This window comes from Janthinobacterium sp. CG_23.3 (assembly GCF_046115965.1).
In the GTDB taxonomy this organism is placed as follows: domain Bacteria; phylum Pseudomonadota; class Gammaproteobacteria; order Burkholderiales; family Burkholderiaceae_D; genus Janthinobacterium.
Genome location: NZ_JBJXIB010000129.1, coordinates 1 through 17,363 on the forward strand (window position 1 = coordinate 1; position 17,363 = coordinate 17,363).

The following is a 17,363-nucleotide window of genomic DNA, read 5'->3' on the forward strand; positions in this document are numbered from 1 at the left end:
GTGGAAACTCGTCTGCACCGCGCTGAACCTGCGGCGCATGGCGAAAATGCTGTCCGCGTAAGACCTGAAAGGGCGAAAGTCCGTCCAATCCCCACCCTCAGGCTCCTATTTCATTCCACTTTCGAGTGCGAAAGTGAATCACTATCGACGCCGGCAAAGAAGCGCGTGACATGGTCAGCGCAAGAATTGTCTGCCGCGCAGACTCCTAGCCGATGAATGTATCGGCTGCCTTGATCGAGCGTAAATGGCGGTTTTTTTCGGCAAGGACAAGGGGGGCTTTGGCCAAGCGTCCTTGCGCTGCTGCATAACTTGTTGAGTGCACGGCGGCGGTGCGTGATTGTCCCAGCAACGGGCAGGGGGGGGGGGGGCTCTGAAAGTCAATTGGAACTGAATAAGCCGGCAGGTGGGTCGGGTCTGCGAATATACATATGACCTGATGGTACAATCGCCCTTGTCCCACATGGTTTGGAATGACTCCTCCTCGCTCGCTATGAAACCATCCACCGCACTGCAAGCACATCGGGAAGCGATTCGTCGCATAGTAGAGGGACATCGCGGGCTGAATCCCCGCGTCTTCGGTTCGGTCGCGCATGGCAGTGACACGGAGGATAGCGACCTGGATATTCTGATTGATCCAACGCCGGAGACGACGCTGTTCGACATCGGCGCCATCCGTCATGAGTTGCTGCAACTATTAGGCGTGCCGGTCGACGTCCTGACCCCGAAGGGATTGCCGGAGAAATTCCGGGCTAGCGTGTTGGCTGAAGCCGTCGCGATATGAGCAAAGACCAGCGGCGCCTGGCTGACTACCTGGCGCATATACTGCAGGCGATAGAGCGGATCGGTCGTTACACCGAGGAATTGGATGAAGTCGGTTTTCTGCAAAACGAGCTGGTGCAGGATGCCGTAATCCGCAACCTCGAGATCCTTGGCGAAGCCAGCAATAACATCCAAAAACACTACCCGGAGTTCGCCGCGAAGCATCCGCAATTGCCGCTGGCATTCGCTTATCAGATGCGCAATGCGGTGGCCCATGGCTACTTCAAAGTCGATTACGAAATCGTCTGGAAGACCATCCAGGCGGACCTTCCCATGCTGCATGTTCAGGTGCGGAATGTCGTTGTTGGCTTGGCGCGAGTATGAACCCGAACTGTTTCTGATATGCGAGCACAAATATCGAAGCCCCGTTTTCAGAGGGCTCAGACTGCTGAAAAACCGCACAAGCCCTTGCCATTGGTGAGGGCTTTTGCGTATTGGAATGGCTTGCTCCGGCTGCGATGCGGGTGCTTTGAGCGTAGCGCGTACATCACGTCAGTTCGCCGCGTCACCGCGCCGGCTGGAGACCCTGGACCTGGCCTGCGATCAGTTGCAGCAGTATGCGCGCGGGGCCGCTCAGGCTGGCCAGCGACCGGTGCACCAGCCCGATGTCCCGATGAAAAGTGTGTTGTCCCAGGTCGACTGCGCGTACCGCAGCCGGCCGGCGCCGCTGCGCCGCCGCTTGCGGTACCAATGCCACGCCCACCCGGTTGGCCACCAGCTTGACGATGGCGTCCAGGTCGTCGATTTCGCATATTTCCCGTAGCGGGAGATGCATTTTCCGCAGGAAGCGGTCAACCTCGCGCCCGCCGAACGAAGCGCGGTCGTAGCGCACGAACGGCTGTTGCGACAGCGACGCGACCCAGTCTGCGGTGGTCAAGTAATTTCGGACACAACAATAGGGGCGTTTTTTGCCATTTCCCGCTCGTAGGCGGCGGGCGGCAGATTGCCCAGTACTGAATTCAATCGCTTGCAGTTGTAGAACCCGACGATGTAGTCCGTGATGTCGGCCTTGGCCTCGGCATGGTTGGCATATTGGCGCTGCCAGACGCGCTCCATCTTGAGATTCAAGAAGAAGCGTTCGGCGACGGCGTTGTCTCAGCAATTGCTTTTATGGCTCATGACCTTGCGTGCGAACAGGTCAAGCACGGTGGCCAGATACAGCCAGCCGGCGCCTGTGCGGATGTACGTGATGTCGGTCACCTACGCCATGGTAAGCGTTCAGCACTACCATCTTCCAACGTTAACTCAGGCCGGTTTGACGCGCCCTGCACATCGATCCGGGCCTCCAGTTCGGCCAGATCCGACTCCCACGTTTCCTGGGTCAGGTCGCGCTGCTCGACCGAGAGCGCCTCGGCCTTGGCGCCGAAACGCATGCGCCGATGATGCGCCAGCTCCAATGTCAACGCCTGGACCTTGATATAAGCCGTGTGCAGTTCGGCGTTCAAGCGGGCCGTATTTGCGCCTCCCTGACCAGGCGATCGGCCAACTCCAAGATCCACTTCGGCAGTGTTGAATCAGTGCTCAATCGGGCCAGGTCGCCGCTTAATTCCATTCTTCAATCCAAGTCCGCGCCGGCTGCGGGGGACCGTCTCGACGCTGACGGGAATGTTCGTCAGGGGCTTGGCGGGCGCGCTCCGATGGCGCCTGAGCCGGTACAGGAACAAGTTCACCTTCAAGCCGTGCTGGCGACAATATTGAGCTCGCGCGAGCTTGCTGTCAAACGCGACGAGATTTGCTTCATGCATTCGCCAGGCCGCGCCGGCCAGCATGTGCGCCTGCACGATGTCGATCCATACGAGCCACCTGGTCGACGTGTTGCAGCGCGTGGGCCAACACCCCGCGTCGTTGGTCGAACAACTCACGCCGCGCGTGTGGAAGACGATGTTCGCCAAGAATCCACTGCGCTCCGACCTTTACCAACGCAACGAACGCCAGTCAAGTCAATAACGCCGTCGGCTTACCGCTTACGACAGTGGGGCATGAAGTTTCGGGCCACGGGTATGAGATTGCTCAATTTGATTGCCGGTCCCGTGCGCCTTGGCACCGATATACAAGCCTGCGGCGGCCGTCGCTGGAATACTCATCCCAATTCGCGCGGACAGACTTTTGGCTGCCCCACGCCGCATGGCGCGGGGTCGCGTCGCGCTCTCTTTGCCAGAGCGTCCGCCCGTATCACCGCATCAACCACCAGGGAGAAAATTCATGTCGTCAAGTAAGCAGTCCTCCACCCTCTCCGAGGCCTCCAGTCCCCCCAACACCCGGGTCGCGTTCGCCATCCTCGCGGTTCTGTTCCTGGCCGCCACCGATACGACCATTATCGGCACCCTGTTGCCCGTGATCGCCGAGTCGATCGGCGGACACGATTTGTTTCCATGGCTGATGTCGGGCTTCATGGTGACCATGGCCCTGTTCGGGCCGCTGACCGGCGCGCTCGCCGACCGCTATGGCGTGCAATCGATCCTCACCTGGGCGATCCTGATCTTCCTGGCCGGGTCCGGCGCGGCCGCGCTGGCGCCGAACATGCTCATGCTGGTCGGCGCGCGTCTGGTGCAGGGCGCCGGCGCCGGCATGATCATCGTCCTTTCGTACGCGTCGCTGGCGATACTCTTCGGAGCGGAAAAGCGCGGCAAGGTACAAAGCATGGTCAGCATCGTCTGGGGCGTGGCCGCCATCGTCGGCCCGCTGGCCGGCTTGTTGTTCACGCATGCGTTCGGCTGGCGGGCGGCCTTCCTGATCAATATGCCGGTCGGCCTGGTGTGCCTGCTGGTGTTGCGTTCCAAAGCGCTCAGCGTGCATGTGCGCCGCGGCGTGCCGGTCGATTACGTCGCTCAATTCTACTTCGCCGTCGTCGTGCTCGGCGTCATGGTGGCCCTGTCGGCGGGGCAGGTCGACCTGCGCCGCGCCACGTTCTGGTCCATGCTGGCGCTGTCCCTGCTCGGGATGCTGGCGCTGGCGCTGCGGATCCGCTCGCGGCCCGCGTCCAGTCCGATTCCGCCGGCTTTCTTCCGCGACCGCGCCCTGAGCGCGGCGATGATCATCGTCGTGTGCGGCAGTATCGCCCTGTATGCGTCGATCACGCTGGTGCCGATTGCGCTGCATGCCAGCCACGCCATCAGCGGCGCGCAAACCGGTGTCATCGTGCTGCTGGCCGCGCTCGGCTTCGTGGTCAGCTCGGCCGTGTGCGGCATGAGGATCCAAAGCGTCGGCTATCGCGCCCTGGTATTCGCCGGCGCCATCGGGCTGGGCATAGGCGCGTTCACCTTGTCCCTGGGCAGCACGGTGTTGCCGTGGCAGGCGATCGCCGTGGCCGAACTGTTCATCGGTCTTGGCATGGGCTGCGTCGCGGTCGGCGCCGTGGTGCTGGCGCAAAACAAGGCTCCGGCCGAGGCCGTGGCCAGCTATACCTCGACCATCCAACTGCTGCGCAACGTCGGCGCGGCGCTGGGGATCAACGCGCTGGCCGCCATGCAGTTCGCGCTGGAAACGGAGAGCAAGGCCCACGATACGCTGCGCAACGTCTTTTCCGTCCTGGGGCCGGTGTTCATCGTCTGCGCCATCCTAACCCTGTTCTTGCCCAGCGACTACTCGATCGCCGCGGTCCCGGCCAAGGCCCGTTGAGCCGCACCCGACGTCACCGAGGCCGGCCCGATCAGCGCTGCGGTAGAATTGGCGCTGCGCGACTTCGATCGCATTGGACTGGCTGGGGCCGGCCCGTGTCGAGGTAATCGGCTTGAAATGAACGGATATTCAGGAGAATCATGCTTAGCTATCACCTGCTGACGCAAGCGCTGAAGCCTGTCGACGCGTCGCCGGGGCGCTTATTTTCGTATGCGGTGATGAGCGCCGTCAACGGTTTCGTCCATCATGATGAGTACGTGCGCAGGGCGGTCGACGCGGAACAGTCGCCGCCCGGGGACCGCGAATTGTCGGAGCACGTCAAGTCGCTGTTGGCGTGTGACGTCAATCCCTTGTCGGAATTGATCCAGACATCGAAGGGCGCCGATCAATTCGCCACGCGCTGGAACGGTATCAATCGGCGGGTGTCGCTGGGCGTCAAGACCATGATAGCCGCACCCGGAATCGATACCAAGCGGTATGCCCAACAAGGTGCCGACAGTCAGTTGCGGCAACGCGTGATGCTCACCTTCATCGAGCATTTGCGCAAGGCCGCCGGCGCCGCCGCACGGCCCGCCGGCGAACGACGATTGCTCGTGATCGCCTGCCGCATCGGTCTGGAGGGAAGCTCGCTGGCCGACGTGACCGAGGCCCTGTACCAAGCGCCGGAAGCGGATCTGACCGAATGCGCCGAGCGCCTCGGCTGCTCGCGGCGTACACTGCAACGGCAACTCCACAGCGATGGCATCACTTTCGGCCGGATTAAGCAGGCGGTGCGTGTTTGTTTGTCAGCCGACATGCTCAGGAACACCCACACTTCGCTGATCGAGGTGGCGCTGGCCGCCGGGTTCTACGATTCCGCGCATTTCAGCCACGCGATGAAAGTCGCGTCGAGCCTGAGCCCGAGCGACTATCGGAGCTTGTCCGCTCAGTCGGAGCCGTGCCCGACGCAAATTCTATCTTTCAATGTTATCAAATGATGACATTATTATCGAGTAGACAACATATCGTTGGCAATGTATAAAAAAGCCTCGAATTTATCGAGGCTTTTTTTGGGGCCGGGCACCGCATGAGCGATAAACGCCCACAGCCGCGCGGCAATGGCGGCGGCGCGGCGCTGGCGGGCATCCTTGCCCGCCATGCCGGCCGCGCCGTTTATCGCGTCGTCTTTACACGGTCGCCAACACCGCGTTGAAGCTGGCGCTAGGACGCATCACCGCCTCGGTTTTGGCCGCGTCGAGCAGGTAGTAGCCGCCGATGTCCATCGGCTTGCCCTGCACGTCCTTCAACTCGTCGACGATCTTCGTCTCGTTTTCCGCCAGCGCTTGCGCCAACGGCGTGAAATGCGCCTTCAGTTCCGCGTCGTCGGTCTGCGCGGCCAATGCCTGCGCCCAGTACAGCGACAGGTAGAAATGGCTGCCGCGGTTGTCGAGTTCGCCGGTGCGTGGCGACGGCGACTTGTTGTTGTCGAGCAGCTTGCCGGTGGCTTGATCCAGCGTCTTGGCGAGGATTATGGCCTTGGCGTTGCCGGTCTTGATGCCCAGGTCTTCCAGCGACACCGCCAGGGCCAGGAACTCGCCCAGCGAATCCCAGCGCAGGTGATTCTCTTCCACCAGTTGCTTGACATGCTTCGGCGCCGAGCCGCCGGCGCCGGTTTCGTACATGCCGCCACCGGCCATCAGCGGCACGATGGAGAGCATCTTGGCGCTGGTGCCCAGTTCCATGATCGGGAACAGGTCGGTCAGATAGTCGCGCAGGATGTTGCCGGTGACCGAAATGGTGTCGAGGCCGCGCATGGCGCGCTCCAGCGTGTAGCGCATCGCCCGCACCTGCGACATGATCTGGATGTCCAGGCCCTGCGTGTCGTGGTCCTTCAGGTAGGCTTCGACCTTCTGGATCACTTCGTTTTCATGCGGGCGGTAGGAGTCGAGCCAGAACACGGCCGGCATGCCGGAGTTGCGGGCGCGGTTGACGGCCAGCTTGACCCAGTCGCGGATCGGCGCGTCCTTGACCTGGCACATGCGCCAGATGTCGCCCTCTTCGACGTTTTGCGTCAGCAGCACTTCGCCTGTGGCCAGGTCGGTGATGTTGGCAATGCCGGCTTCGGGTACTTCGAAGGTCTTGTCGTGCGAGCCGTATTCCTCGGCTTGCTGCGCCATCAGGCCGACGTTCGGCACGGTACCCATGGTGCGCGGGTCGAAGTTGCCGTTCCATTTGCAGAAATTGATCATTTCCTGGTAGATGCGGGCGAACGTGCTCTCCGGCATGACCGCCTTGACGTCCTTCGGACGGCCGTCGGCGCCCCACATCTTGCCGCCCAAACGTATCATCGCCGGCATCGACGCGTCGACGATGATGTCGTTTGGCGAGTGGAAATTGGTGATGCCCTTGGCCGAATCGACCATCGCCAATTCCGGGCGGTGCTCGAGGCAGGCGTGCAGGTCGTGCAGCACCTCTTCGCGTTGCGAGGTCGGCAGCGTGGCGACCTTGTCGAGCAGGTTGCTCATGCCGTTGTTGACGTTGACGCCCAGTTCATCGAACAGCGCGGCGTGCTTGGCGAACGCGTCCTTGTAGAAAATGCGCACGCAGTGGCCGAAGACGATGGGGTGCGACACCTTCATCATGGTGGCCTTGACGTGCAGCGAGAACATGACGCCGGTCTTGCGCGCGTCTTCCAGTTCCTTCTCGTAGAACTCGAGCAAGGCCTTCTTGCTCATGAACATGCTGTCGATGATTTCGCCGGCTTGCAGCGACACCTTCGGTTTCAGCACGACGGTCTTGCCCGAGGCCGTGATCAGTTCCATCTTGACGTCGCGCGGGCGCTCCAGCGTCAGCGATTTTTCACCGTGGTAGAAGTCGCCGTGGTGCATGTGCGAGACGTGGGTGCGCGATGCCTGGCTCCACTCGCCCATCGAATGGGGGTGCTTGCGCGCGAATTCCTTGACGGCCTTCGGCGCGCGGCGGTCGGAGTTGCCTTCACGCAGTACCGGGTTGACCGAGCTGCCGATGCATTTGCCGTAGCGGGCCTTGAGCGCCTTCTCGGCGTCGGTCTTGGCGTCTTCCGGATAGGCCGGCAGATTGTAGCCGCGCGCTTGCAGTTCGCGCACGCAGGTCATCAGTTGGCCCACCGAGGCGCTGATGTTCGGCAGCTTGATGATGTTGGTGTCGGGGTTTTGCGTCAGCGCGCCCAGTTCGGCCAGGGTGTTCGGGACTTTTTGCTCGTCGCTCAGGTATTCCGGGAATTCGGCCAGCACGCGCGCCGCCACCGAAATGTCGCTGACGACGACATCGACGCCGGCCTGCTCGGTGAACTTCTTGATGATGGGCAGCAGGGAATAGGTCGCCAGCAGCGGCGCCTCGTCAGTCAATGTATAGATGATTTTTGATTTCTGTGTTGCCATGGTTATTCCCTTGTATGCGGTCGGTGCCCGGTAATTGAATTACCCGTTTCAGGCACATGGAGGTCGTTCTTGTTCTGGGCGGCGACTGTGTTGGCGTTGAGGCCATTCCGGCCCAAGTGCTTATTTTAGACGGTTCCCACTAAAATTTGGCGTAAACCCTGCCATGACATGGCACGGCATGGTTTTTGAGATGTTGCTCGCCGTCAAGGTTTGTCGGTATACTCTTATGTCATATAGAAGAGTTGCCGGGAACAATGGTATAATTTTACAGTCGCATCGACTTCTGGTGGGCTGCCGGTCTTTTTTTGCTGAAAAATTCAGGCATCCAGCAGGGTAGGGTTGCAGCAGGCAACGGCCCTGGCAGGAGTGCGCGCCGAATCTTAAACCAACAACATGTGAGACTATCCATGCTCCAAGAATATCGCCAACACGTCGCCGAACGCGCAGCCCTCGGTATCCCCGCGCTGCCCCTGTCCGCCAAGCAAACCGAAGAACTGGTGGCCCTGCTGCAGAACCCGCCACAAGGCGAACAGCAGTTCCTGGTCGACCTGCTGACCCACCGCGTTCCCGCCGGTGTCGACGACGCCGCCAAGATCAAGGCCACGTTCCTGGACCTGGTCGCCAAGGGCAAGCTGGCTTGCGCGCTGGTCTCGCGCGCCACCGCCACCCATTTGCTGGGCACGATGTTGGGCGGCTTCAACGTCAAGCCGATGATCGATTTGCTCGGTGACGCCGAAGTCGGCGCCGTCGCCGCCGAAGGCTTGAAGAAGACGCTGCTGGTATTCGATTTCTTCCATGACGTTAAGGAACTTGCCGACAAGGGCAACGCGAACGCCCAGGGCGTGCTGCAATCGTGGGCCGACGCCGAGTGGTTCACCTCGCGTCCGGAAGTGCCGCAAAGCCAGACCTTGACCGTCTTCAAGGTCACCGGCGAAACCAACACCGACGATTTGTCGCCGGCGCCGGACGCCACCACCCGTCCGGACATTCCTTTGCACGCGCTGGCGATGCTGAAGAACCCGCGTCCGGGCATTGAAGCTGACCTGCCGGGCAAGATCGGCCCGCTCAGGCAACTCGACGCCCTCAAGGCCAAGGGCCACCTGATCGCCTACGTCGGCGACGTCGTCGGCACCGGTTCGTCGCGCAAGTCGGCCACCAACTCCGTGTTGTGGTTCACCGGCGAAGACATTCCCTTCATCCCGAACAAGCGTTTCGGCGGTTTCTGCCTGGGCACCAAGATCGCCCCGATCTTCTACAACACGATGGAAGACGCCGGCGCGCTGCCGATCGAACTCGACGTGACGCAGATGGACATGGGCGACGTCATCGAGTTGCGCCCATATGAAGGCAAGGCGCTCAAGAACGGCGCCGTCATCGCCGAATTCACCGTCAAGTCGGACGTGATTTTCGACGAAGTGCGCGCCGGCGGCCGCATTCCACTGATTATCGGCCGCGGCTTGACGGCCAAGGCGCGCGAAGCGCTCGGCCTGCCTGCCTCCACGCTGTTCCGCCTGCCGCAAAACGTGGCCGCGTCGACCAAGGGCTTTACGCTGGCGCAGAAAATGGTCGGCCGCGCCTGCGGCCTGGCGGAAGGGCAGGGCGTTCGCCCAGGTACGTACTGCGAACCAAAGATGACCACCGTCGGTTCGCAAGACACCACCGGGCCGATGACGCGCGACGAACTGAAAGACCTGGCTTGCCTGGGTTTTTCGGCCGACATGGTGATGCAGTCGTTCTGCCACACCGCGGCCTATCCGCAAAAGGTCGACGTCGTCACCCACCAGACCTTGCCGCGCTTCATCTCGACCCGTGGCGGCGTGTCGCTGCGTCCGGGCGACGGCGTGATCCACTCCTGGCTGAACCGCCTGTTGTTGCCTGACACCGTGGGCACCGGCGGCGATTCGCACACCCGTTTCCCCATCGGCATTTCCTTCCCGGCCGGGTCCGGTCTGGTCGCGTTCGCCGCGGCCACCGGCGTCATGCCGCTGGACATGCCGGAATCGATACTGGTGCGTTTCAAGGGCACCATGCAGCCCGGCGTCACGCTGCGCGACCTGGTCAACGCGATTCCGCTGTACGCGATCCGCCAGGGTTTGCTGACGGTCGAGAAGCAAGGCAAGAAAAACGTTTTCTCCGGCCGTATCCTGGAGATTGAAGGCTTGCCGCAACTCAAAGTTGAACAGGCGTTCGAGTTGTCGGACGCGTCGGCCGAGCGTTCCGCCGCCGGTTGCACCGTGCATTTGGATAAAGAGCCGATCATCGAATACATGAATTCGAACATCACCTTGATGAAGTGGATGATTGCCAACGGCTACGAAGACAAGCGCACGCTGGCGCGCCGCATCGTCGCCATGCAAGCCTGGCTGGCCAACCCGCAATTGCTGGCGCCGGACGCCGACGCCGAATACGCCACCGTCATCGAAATCGACCTGGCCGATATCCATGAGCCTATCGTCGCCTGCCCGAACGATCCGGACGACGTGAAAATGCTCTCCGATGTGGCCGGCGCCAAGATCGACGAAGTGTTTGTCGGCTCGTGCATGACCAACATCGGCCACTTCCGCGCCGCGTCGACGCTGCTCGAAGGCAAGACCGACATTCCGGTGCGCCTGTGGATCGCGCCGCCGACCAAGATGGACCAGCAGCAACTGATGGCCGAAGGCCATTACGGTACGCTGGGCCGCACCGGCGCGCGCATGGAATTGCCGGGTTGCTCGCTGTGCATGGGTAACCAGGCGCAAGTGCGCAAGGGCTCGACCGCGATGTCGACTTCGACCCGCAACTTCCCCAACCGCCTCGGTCTGGATACGCAGGTCTACCTCGGCTCGGCCGAGTTGGCCGCCGTCTGCGCGATTCTGGGCAGAATCCCGACCAAGGCGGAGTACATGGCGAACATCGGCGCGTTGGACAAGAACGCCGTGGATATCTACCGTTACATGAATTTCGACAAGATCAAGGAATTCAGCGACGTTGCCGATACCGTCGCGATGTAAATGAAGGCGCCGGCGCCGTCGCGCCGCCGCGCTCTGCCCGACTCCCCGCCGCGTTCACGACGCCGCGGGGAGTTTTTATGTGCGCTCGCGAATGTGATCATCCGGTGTCCCGCGCTATCCTTGCCAAGGAGATGGCCTGACTAGTTCCGGCTGGATAGCAAACTCTTGGTCGTCGGCGCGCGGCCGGCGGCGATGCGCCTTCAGCGCCGGCCGACCAGGCGCGCGTGCAGCCGTTCGCGCTCGCCCGCCGGGTCGCACAGGTAGCCGATTTTTCCGGCAATGATAGTCGCCACGGCGAGGCCGTCGCGAAACAGGACGCGGTTGCCGGACAGGGCCGGGACCTTCTCGCCTGCCAGCAGCGTGCCGCACAGGTTGAGCGGGTCGACGCCGGAGATGCACACCAGGTCGCCGTCGCAGGGCCGGCGTCGCACGGCGCGCAGCAGCGGGATGGCCTCGGGCAGCGCGAATTGCTCGCCCGAGAAGCCCGCCACGAAACGCCCGCCGCGGATCTCGCCGCGCGCCTCCAGGCGGTGGTACACGGGCAGCAACTCGCGCCACGACGGCAACCACGCCGCTTCCCGCTCCAGTAGGCGCCAGAACATGACGCCGTAGCGGCGCAGCAAGGTCAGCGCCACGTGCTCCAGCGTTTCGGCGGCGAGGCGCGGCTTGCGCGGCGCTGTCCGCGCGGCGTCCGGCGCGTTGGCGGCGGCGTCGGCGCCGCCGCGGCGCACCAGCGCCCAGCGTCCGGCTTCTTCCATCGTCGGACCGGCGCCGCGGCGGCGCCGCTTGTCGTTGCCGGCGCGCTTGCCGGCCGGTTGCAGCATGGCGCGCATGCCGGCGAAGCTGTCGGCGTTGACCAGGCCGGTGGACACCAGCTCGCCGAGCGCGGTTTCCAGCTCCAGCGGCAGCATGATGCGGGCGTCGTGCTGCAATTCGTCGAAGAACATGGCGCCGTCGCGCTGCAAGGCCGCCAGCACGGCGGCGGCGCGCGGCGACATGTCGGCTTGCCCGGGCGGGCCGGGCAGGGCGTGCCACAAGGCGTTCTGGCGGCGCGGCAGCAGCACGATGGGCGTGCCGCGCACCGGGCCGCCGGCCGCCGAGAGCGGCGCGCCGACGCGGCTCCAAACTACCTTGCCGGCGCGGCACAACTGGTCCAGCCACAGGCTTGAATAGTCGCGCAGCCGCAGCGCCAGCAAGTCGTTTTCCCATGCCCCGGCGGCCGCCTCGTAGCCCTCCAATTGCGCCAGCACTTGCGCCAGCGCGTCCTCGCCCTGCAGTTGGGTCTGGGCCGACAGGTGCTGCCAGTCGAACAGGAAGCGCATGAAATCGCGTTGTTCGACTGGTTCGATTTCGCGCCGCAGTTGTTTGATCGTGTAGCGGTGGATGCGCGCCAGCAGATGGCGCTCGCACCATTCCTCGGCGACGCCGCCGGGGGTGAAGTGGCCGCGCATGACGTAACCCTGGCTTTCCAGACTGGCCAGCGCGATGCCGGCGGCGCCTTCGGGCAGCGCCAGCGCGGCGGCGATGGCGGCCAGCGGCTGCGGGCCGAAGCCGGACAGGCGGGCGCGCACGATCTCGACCAGGGCGCTGTCGCGCGTCCAGTCCGCGTCGCCGTCGCCGCGGTGGCTGTCGGGTATGGCGAGCGCGGGACTGGCGCGCGCGCTCGGGTAGGCGGCCTGCACGCAGGCCAGCCGTTCCAGCGCAACCCAAAAATCGGCGCCGTCGTCGTCGCGCAGGCGGGTGGCGCGGCCGCCCTCGGCCAAGGCCTCCAGCCAGGCCTGCCAGCCTTCCTGCGCTAGCGCTTCGGCGCGCGTCAGGCAGGCCAGCGCGACCAGCGCTTCCTGCACCTCGTCGCCATTGCGCGCGCGCGGCCAGGCCTCCTGCGCCACGGCGGCGATGGCGCCGGCGTCCAGCGCCCCCAAGTCGTCGCCGCAGGCGGGGTCGCTCCAGCGCCGCCGCTGCACTGCCTGCGTGCGGCGTTCCTCCAGCGGCGCGTCGTCGAGGAATGCGTAGGGACGGGCGTTGAGGATTTCCATGGCCAGCGCGGAGGGCGCCGGCAGGTCGCGCGACAGCAGGCGCACTTCGCCCGCCTCCATGCGGCGTAACAGGGCCAGCCAGCCTTCGCAGTCCATGGCCTCGTGCAGGCAGTCGTCGAGGGTCTGCTGCACCAGCGGATGGTTGGGCAGTTCGCGTTCGCCGACGAGGTTTTCCAGGCAGGCCGCCTGGTCGGGGAAGACCGCCGCCAGCAGGTCGTCGCTTTTCATGCGTTGCAACTGGGGCGCGACCTTGCGTCCGCCGCTAAAGCGCGGCAGGGCCAGCGCCGTGGTGGCGTTCCAGCGCCAACGCACATTGAACAGCGGCGCCTCGAGCAGGGCTTGCACCAGTATCTGTTCGGCGCTGCCCGAACGCAGGTAGCGCCACACTTCGTCGAGCGGGAAGCTGTGGCTGTCCGGCAGCGACAGGATGATGGCGTCCTCGGTGGCGGCCGCCTGCAATTCAACATTGAAGCTGCGGCAGAAGCGCTTGCGCAGCGCCAGCCCCCAGGCGCGGTTGACGCGGCTGCCGAACGGCGCGTGCAACACCAGCTGCGTGCCGCCGCTTTCGTCGAAGAAGCGCTCCATCACCAACGTGTCCTGGGTCGGCAGGGCGCCCAGGGCGGCGCGCGAGCGGGCCAGGTAGTCGACGATCTGCCGCGCCGCGTTGTCGTCCAGGCCGAGGCTCTCCTGCAGCCAGGCGACGGCGCCTTCCAGCGCCGCGCCGGCGCCGCCCGGCGTGGCCGCTTGGCCCAGCAGATGGTCGAGCTGCGCGCGCAGGCGCGCCACGCCGGCCGATAGCTCGTCGCTGCGGCCCGGCGCCTCGCCCAGCCAGAACGGGATGTTGGGCGCGGCGCCGCGGGCGTCCTCGACGCGCACCTTGCCCGTGTCGACCTTCAGGATGCGGTAGGAGGTGTTCCCGAGCTGGAAAACATCACCGGCGATGCTCTCGACGGCGAAGTCCTCGTTCACGGTGCCGACGGATTGGCCCTGCGGTTCCAGCAGCACGGTGTAGTCGGCGTTGTCGGGGATGGTGCCGCCGGAGGTGACGGCGGTGAGCTTGCCGCCGCGCCGTCCGCGCAGCGTGCCGCTGGCGGCGTCGCGGTGCAGGTAGGCGCCGCGCACGCCGTTGCGCGTGGCGTAGCCTTCGGCGAGCATGCGCAGAACCGCGTCGAAGCGGCTGCGCTGCAGTTGCGCGTAGGGCTGCGCGCGGCGCAGCATGTCGAACAACTGGTCCTCGGCCCATTCGCGGCAGGCCACCTCGGCGACGATTTGTTGCGCCAGCACGTCCAGCGGCGCCGCCGGGATGCGCAGGGCGTCGAGTTCGCCGCGCCGCACGCAGTCCAGCAGCGCAGCGCATTCGACCAGGTCGTCGCGCGAGGTGGGGAAGAGGCGGCCTTTGGGCATGCCGCCGACCTGGTGGCCCGAGCGCCCCACGCGCTGCAGCAGCGCGGCGATATTGCGCGGCGAGCCCACCTGGCACACCAGGTCGACGGCGCCGATGTCGATGCCCAGCTCCAGCGACGCCGTGGCGACCAGTACCCGCAACTCGCCGCCCTTGAGGCGCTGTTCGGCGGCCAACCGGTATTCCTTGGCCAGGCTGCCGTGGTGCGCCGCCACGTGCTGCGCGCCGAGGCGCTCGCCAAGGTGGCGCGCCACGCGCTCGGCCATGCGCCGCGTGTTGACGAAGATGAGCGTGGTCCGGTGCAGCACCACCAGTTCGGCCATGCGGTCGTAGACGCGCTCCCACACCTCGTTCGGCATGACCGCCTCCAGCGGCACCGGCGGCAGTTCCAGCGCCAGGTCGCGCGCGCGCACATGGCCGACGTCGACCACGGCGCACTCGCCGCCGGCGCGCCCCACCAGGAAGTCGGCCACGGCGGCCAGGGGCTTTTGGGTGGCCGACAAGCCCACCCGCACCGGCCGCCGCGCGCACAGCGCGTCCAGCCGCTCCAGGCTGAGCGCCAGGTGGCTGCCGCGTTTGCCGCCCGCCACGGCGTGGATCTCGTCGACGATCACGGTGCGCACGCCGGCGAGCATGGCGCGGCCGCTGTCCGACCCGAGCAGGACGTACAGCGATTCCGGCGTGGTGACGAGAATGTGCGGCGGGCGTTTGCGCATTGCGTTGCGCTCCGGCGTGGTGGTGTCGCCGGTGCGCACGGCGCTGCGGATGCCGTGCCCGGGCAGGCCCAGCGCGTGGAGTTGCCGGTCGATCCCCTCCAGCGGCCCCTGCAGGTTGACGCGGATGTCGTTCGACAGCGCCTTCAGCGGCGACACATACAGCACCTGCGTGGCGTCCGGCAGCGGCGCGGCGCGGCCCTCGCGCACCAGCGCGTCGATGGCGGCCAGGAAGGCGGTCAGCGTCTTGCCAGAGCCGGTGGGGGCGGCCACCAGAGTCGGGCGCCCGGCCTGGATCAGCGGCCAGGCGCGCCGCTGCGCCTCGGTCGCGGCCGCAAAGGTCGAGCGGAACCACGCGGCAACCGCCGGATGGAATCCCTGCCACATGTCGTCGATGGGTACGCGCTTGTCCATGCGGTCGCAGATGGGGACGACGGCGCCGATGGCAAGCGCGGGGAGCGCGTTTGCGCCGTCAATGCCGCTGGCTGTCGCCGCAGTGGGCGCGGTGCGCTTTCCCCGGCGCGGCGGCCAAGATGCCCTATCTGCTGGATGTGAAGGGCGGCTGCCTGTTCCGCGGTCAGACTGGAGGCATGACAATACCTACTATGTCCAGAGCGGTCGTGCGCAAACGGCGTCCTTGTATACAGGCATGGGGTGGCTCACCGCGCCGGACTATGCCTGGTGCAAGCGCGCGGCGGACGCGATCGCCAGTCTCCCTGCGGACGGGCCTGGCGCCCCTCCCGTTTTTCGCTTCTTATACTCTAGGCATCGTCGACGACAACCAGGGTATCCGCGAGGCCATCTGCGGCTCCGTCCGCTCGCACGCTTGCCGGGTGCTGGCGTTCGATTCGGCGAAGGCCGCCATGCGCCAGCGCGCCTTCGTTAGCGGCGCCAGCTGTTTCCTGTCCAAAGCCTGCCCGGCCGGCAAACTGATCAAACGCACCGCGGTCGCGCTGGGCCTTGCCGGCCGGTAAGAAGGCGCGTCTTGACGCGTGGGCGCGCGGGAATTATATTCGCATATGGCGATAGAGCTTCGACCGGCTCGGCGTTTTCTTACAATCAACCCAATTAGCACCGATGAAAGGAAAGAAAAATGCCTGAAAATAATGGCAATGCCGCGTTCGTCATCAGCCGCCACTTCAAGCTGCCCCGCGACGTCGTATGGCAAGCCTGGAGCGACTCCGCTCAGCTGCAACAGTGGTGGGGGCCGAATGGCTGCGCAATCGAGGTCCTGCGCTTCGAGTTCCAGCCGGGGGGATTTTTTCATTACGCCATGAATTTCGACGGCGCGCTGACGTGGTGGGGGCGCTTCAACTATCGCCAGATCGTCGAGCGGGAAAGCATCGTGTGGCTAAATTCCTTTGCCAACGAAAGTGGCGGCATTGCCCGGGCGCCGTTTAGCGAAGATTGCCCGCTCGAAATCCAAAACTCCGTGACCTTCACCGAGCAGGACGGCCAGACCACCGTCACCTTGCATGCGCAGCCGTTCGGCGCGCTCGACGTCGAGCGCCAATTTTTCGAAGATTCGCGTCCGTCGCTGGAGCAGGGGTACGGCGGCACGTTCGATCAGCTTGCCGATTACTTGGCGCGTGCCTGAGCAGGGCGGGGGGCCGGGGTGTTATTCAGCCCGGTGATACATCTCATTACAATTAAAAATTGGCAAAATATGTGGCGGCGCAGCATAATTGATCTGTCTCCTCCAACTCCTCCAAGAATTGGATTCAGCCCGCCTCATCGGCGGGTTTTTTTTGTGCGCCCAGCATGGGCGCACTCTTGCGGGTGCAAGTCCCGTCGCGAGCTGACCACAGGGAGCGAAGTGAAGCGCAACTGCGGAAGGGCGACCGACCGTGGAGAGGAAGCGTGGATCGAAACTGCGAGCCGATGTACAAGAATCGGATAGAAGGCGCTGCCGAGCAGGACGAGCGCTATTTGGTGAGCGCGTTGCCGAACATCAGGAGAGAATTGATGGCAGGCACGTACCGGCCCAGTCCGGTACGTCGCGTCGGCATTCCCTAGCCAGACGGCAGCGAACGGGAGTTGGGGATACCCACCGTAGTCGACCGGCTGATTCAACAGGCTGTTCTGCAAGTGCTGCAACCGCTGCTCGATCCTACTTTTAGTGAACACAGCCATGGCTTTCGTCCGGGGCGTCGCGCCCGCGACGCCGTGCTCGCTGCACAGCAGCATGTGCAACTAGGCTATCGGGTGGTGGTGGATGTCGACTTGGAGAAATTCTTTGATCGCGTCAACCACGATGTGCTGATGGACCGGCTGGGCAAGCGCATCGGTGACGCCGGCATGTTGCGGCTGATCCGTGCCTACCTCAACGCCGGCATCATGCATCAGGGCGTGGTGGCTGAACGCGAGCGGGGCACGCCGCAAGG

11 protein-coding genes and 4 pseudogenes are annotated in these 17,363 nt (G+C 64.4%); 9 read left to right on the forward strand and 6 right to left on the reverse strand.

Features of this window, described 5'->3' with window-relative positions:
* Positions 1–490: 490 nt before the first annotated feature.
* Both ACFDR9_RS22850 and ACFDR9_RS22855 read left to right on the forward strand, forming a co-directional pair.
* The gene (locus tag ACFDR9_RS22850) at positions 491–781 is read left to right on the forward strand and encodes a nucleotidyltransferase family protein (protein WP_026132703.1); all 291 of its coding nucleotides are present in this window, start codon (positions 491–493) and stop codon (positions 779–781) included.
* Positions 778–1,143 (forward strand): DUF86 domain-containing protein, encoded by a 366-nt coding sequence (locus ACFDR9_RS22855; protein WP_017875945.1) that lies wholly within the window; start codon positions 778–780, stop codon positions 1,141–1,143. The genes ACFDR9_RS22850 and ACFDR9_RS22855 overlap by 4 nt, the downstream gene beginning before the upstream one ends.
* 181 nt (positions 1,144–1,324) lie before the next feature.
* Here ACFDR9_RS22855 and ACFDR9_RS22860 read toward each other — a convergent pair.
* From ACFDR9_RS22860 to ACFDR9_RS22870, 3 genes and pseudogenes are all read right to left on the reverse strand, one after another.
* Positions 1,325–1,684 (reverse strand): annotated as a pseudogene (locus tag ACFDR9_RS22860) (LysR substrate-binding domain-containing protein); the annotation flags it as partial.
* An 8-nt stretch (positions 1,685–1,692) separates the two neighbouring features.
* A pseudogene (locus tag ACFDR9_RS22865) lies at positions 1,693–2,019 on the reverse strand (IS3 family transposase); the annotation flags it as partial.
* Positions 2,016–2,318, reverse strand: coding sequence for a transposase (locus tag ACFDR9_RS22870; RefSeq protein ID WP_269746237.1), 303 nt, complete (start codon positions 2,316–2,318; stop codon positions 2,016–2,018). The pseudogene ACFDR9_RS22865 and the gene ACFDR9_RS22870, both read right to left, overlap by 4 nt.
* A gap of 273 nt (positions 2,319–2,591) precedes the next feature.
* Between ACFDR9_RS22870 and ACFDR9_RS22875 the strand changes: the two are divergent.
* From ACFDR9_RS22875 to ACFDR9_RS22885, 3 genes and pseudogenes are all read left to right on the forward strand, one after another.
* Positions 2,592–2,766, forward strand: a pseudogene (locus tag ACFDR9_RS22875) (transposase domain-containing protein); the annotation flags it as partial.
* 255 nt (positions 2,767–3,021) lie between these two features.
* Complete coding sequence (locus ACFDR9_RS22880) at positions 3,022–4,437, forward strand: MFS transporter (protein ID WP_409032476.1); 1,416 nt, start codon at positions 3,022–3,024, stop codon at positions 4,435–4,437.
* Between the two features lie 140 nt (positions 4,438–4,577).
* Positions 4,578–5,414, forward strand: a complete 837-nt coding sequence (locus tag ACFDR9_RS22885) for a helix-turn-helix transcriptional regulator (protein ID WP_017875939.1) — start codon at positions 4,578–4,580, stop codon at positions 5,412–5,414.
* An 8-nt stretch (positions 5,415–5,422) separates the two neighbouring features.
* Here ACFDR9_RS22885 and ACFDR9_RS22890 read toward each other — a convergent pair whose 3' ends face one another.
* Complete coding sequence (locus ACFDR9_RS22890; RefSeq protein WP_157406517.1) at positions 5,423–5,575, reverse strand: hypothetical protein; 153 nt, start codon at positions 5,573–5,575, stop codon at positions 5,423–5,425.
* A gap of 28 nt (positions 5,576–5,603) precedes the next feature.
* On the reverse strand, positions 5,604–7,835 hold the full coding sequence (locus ACFDR9_RS22895) for an NADP-dependent isocitrate dehydrogenase (RefSeq protein ID WP_026132702.1): 2,232 nt from the start codon (positions 7,833–7,835) through the stop codon (positions 5,604–5,606).
* A gap of 407 nt (positions 7,836–8,242) precedes the next feature.
* Here ACFDR9_RS22895 and ACFDR9_RS22900 point away from each other — a divergent pair, with 407 nt between their 5' ends.
* Positions 8,243–10,828, forward strand: a complete 2,586-nt coding sequence (locus tag ACFDR9_RS22900) for a bifunctional aconitate hydratase 2/2-methylisocitrate dehydratase (RefSeq protein ID WP_017875937.1) — start codon at positions 8,243–8,245, stop codon at positions 10,826–10,828.
* A gap of 200 nt (positions 10,829–11,028) precedes the next feature.
* On the opposite strand, the gene ACFDR9_RS22905 is transcribed toward ACFDR9_RS22900, so the two are convergent.
* Positions 11,029–15,393, reverse strand: a complete 4,365-nt coding sequence (locus tag ACFDR9_RS22905) for a DEAD/DEAH box helicase (RefSeq protein ID WP_409032477.1) — start codon at positions 15,391–15,393, stop codon at positions 11,029–11,031.
* Positions 15,394–15,812: 419 nt separating this feature from the next.
* Here ACFDR9_RS22905 and ACFDR9_RS22910 point away from each other — a divergent pair, with 419 nt between their 5' ends.
* The 3 genes and pseudogenes from ACFDR9_RS22910 to ACFDR9_RS22920 all read left to right on the forward strand — a co-directional run.
* Positions 15,813–15,953, forward strand: coding sequence for a hypothetical protein (locus ACFDR9_RS22910; protein ID WP_409032478.1), 141 nt, complete (start codon positions 15,813–15,815; stop codon positions 15,951–15,953).
* Between the two features lie 119 nt (positions 15,954–16,072).
* Complete coding sequence (locus tag ACFDR9_RS22915) at positions 16,073–16,576, forward strand: SRPBCC domain-containing protein (RefSeq protein ID WP_017875934.1); 504 nt, start codon at positions 16,073–16,075, stop codon at positions 16,574–16,576.
* 314 nt (positions 16,577–16,890) lie between these two features.
* Positions 16,891–17,363, forward strand: a pseudogene (locus tag ACFDR9_RS22920) (reverse transcriptase domain-containing protein); the annotation flags it as partial.

Excerpts from the sequence above, each read along its gene's own strand:
- ACFDR9_RS22900 (WP_017875937.1), top strand. The coding sequence starts at position 8,243 with ATGCTCCAAGAATATCGCCAACACGTCGCCGAACGCGCAGCCCTCGGT.
- ACFDR9_RS22890 (WP_157406517.1), bottom strand. The coding sequence starts at position 5,575 with ATGGCGGGCAAGGATGCCCGCCAGCGCCGCGCCGCCGCCATTGCCGCG.
- ACFDR9_RS22850 (WP_026132703.1), top strand. The coding sequence starts at position 491 with ATGAAACCATCCACCGCACTGCAAGCACATCGGGAAGCGATTCGTCGC.
- ACFDR9_RS22885 (WP_017875939.1), top strand. The coding sequence starts at position 4,578 with ATGCTTAGCTATCACCTGCTGACGCAAGCGCTGAAGCCTGTCGACGCG.
- ACFDR9_RS22855 (WP_017875945.1), top strand. The coding sequence starts at position 778 with ATGAGCAAAGACCAGCGGCGCCTGGCTGACTACCTGGCGCATATACTG.
- ACFDR9_RS22895 (WP_026132702.1), bottom strand. The coding sequence starts at position 7,835 with ATGGCAACACAGAAATCAAAAATCATCTATACATTGACTGACGAGGCG.
- ACFDR9_RS22915 (WP_017875934.1), top strand. The coding sequence starts at position 16,073 with ATGCCTGAAAATAATGGCAATGCCGCGTTCGTCATCAGCCGCCACTTC.
- ACFDR9_RS22905 (WP_409032477.1), bottom strand. The coding sequence starts at position 15,393 with ATGGACAAGCGCGTACCCATCGACGACATGTGGCAGGGATTCCATCCG.
- ACFDR9_RS22880 (WP_409032476.1), top strand. The coding sequence starts at position 3,022 with ATGTCGTCAAGTAAGCAGTCCTCCACCCTCTCCGAGGCCTCCAGTCCC.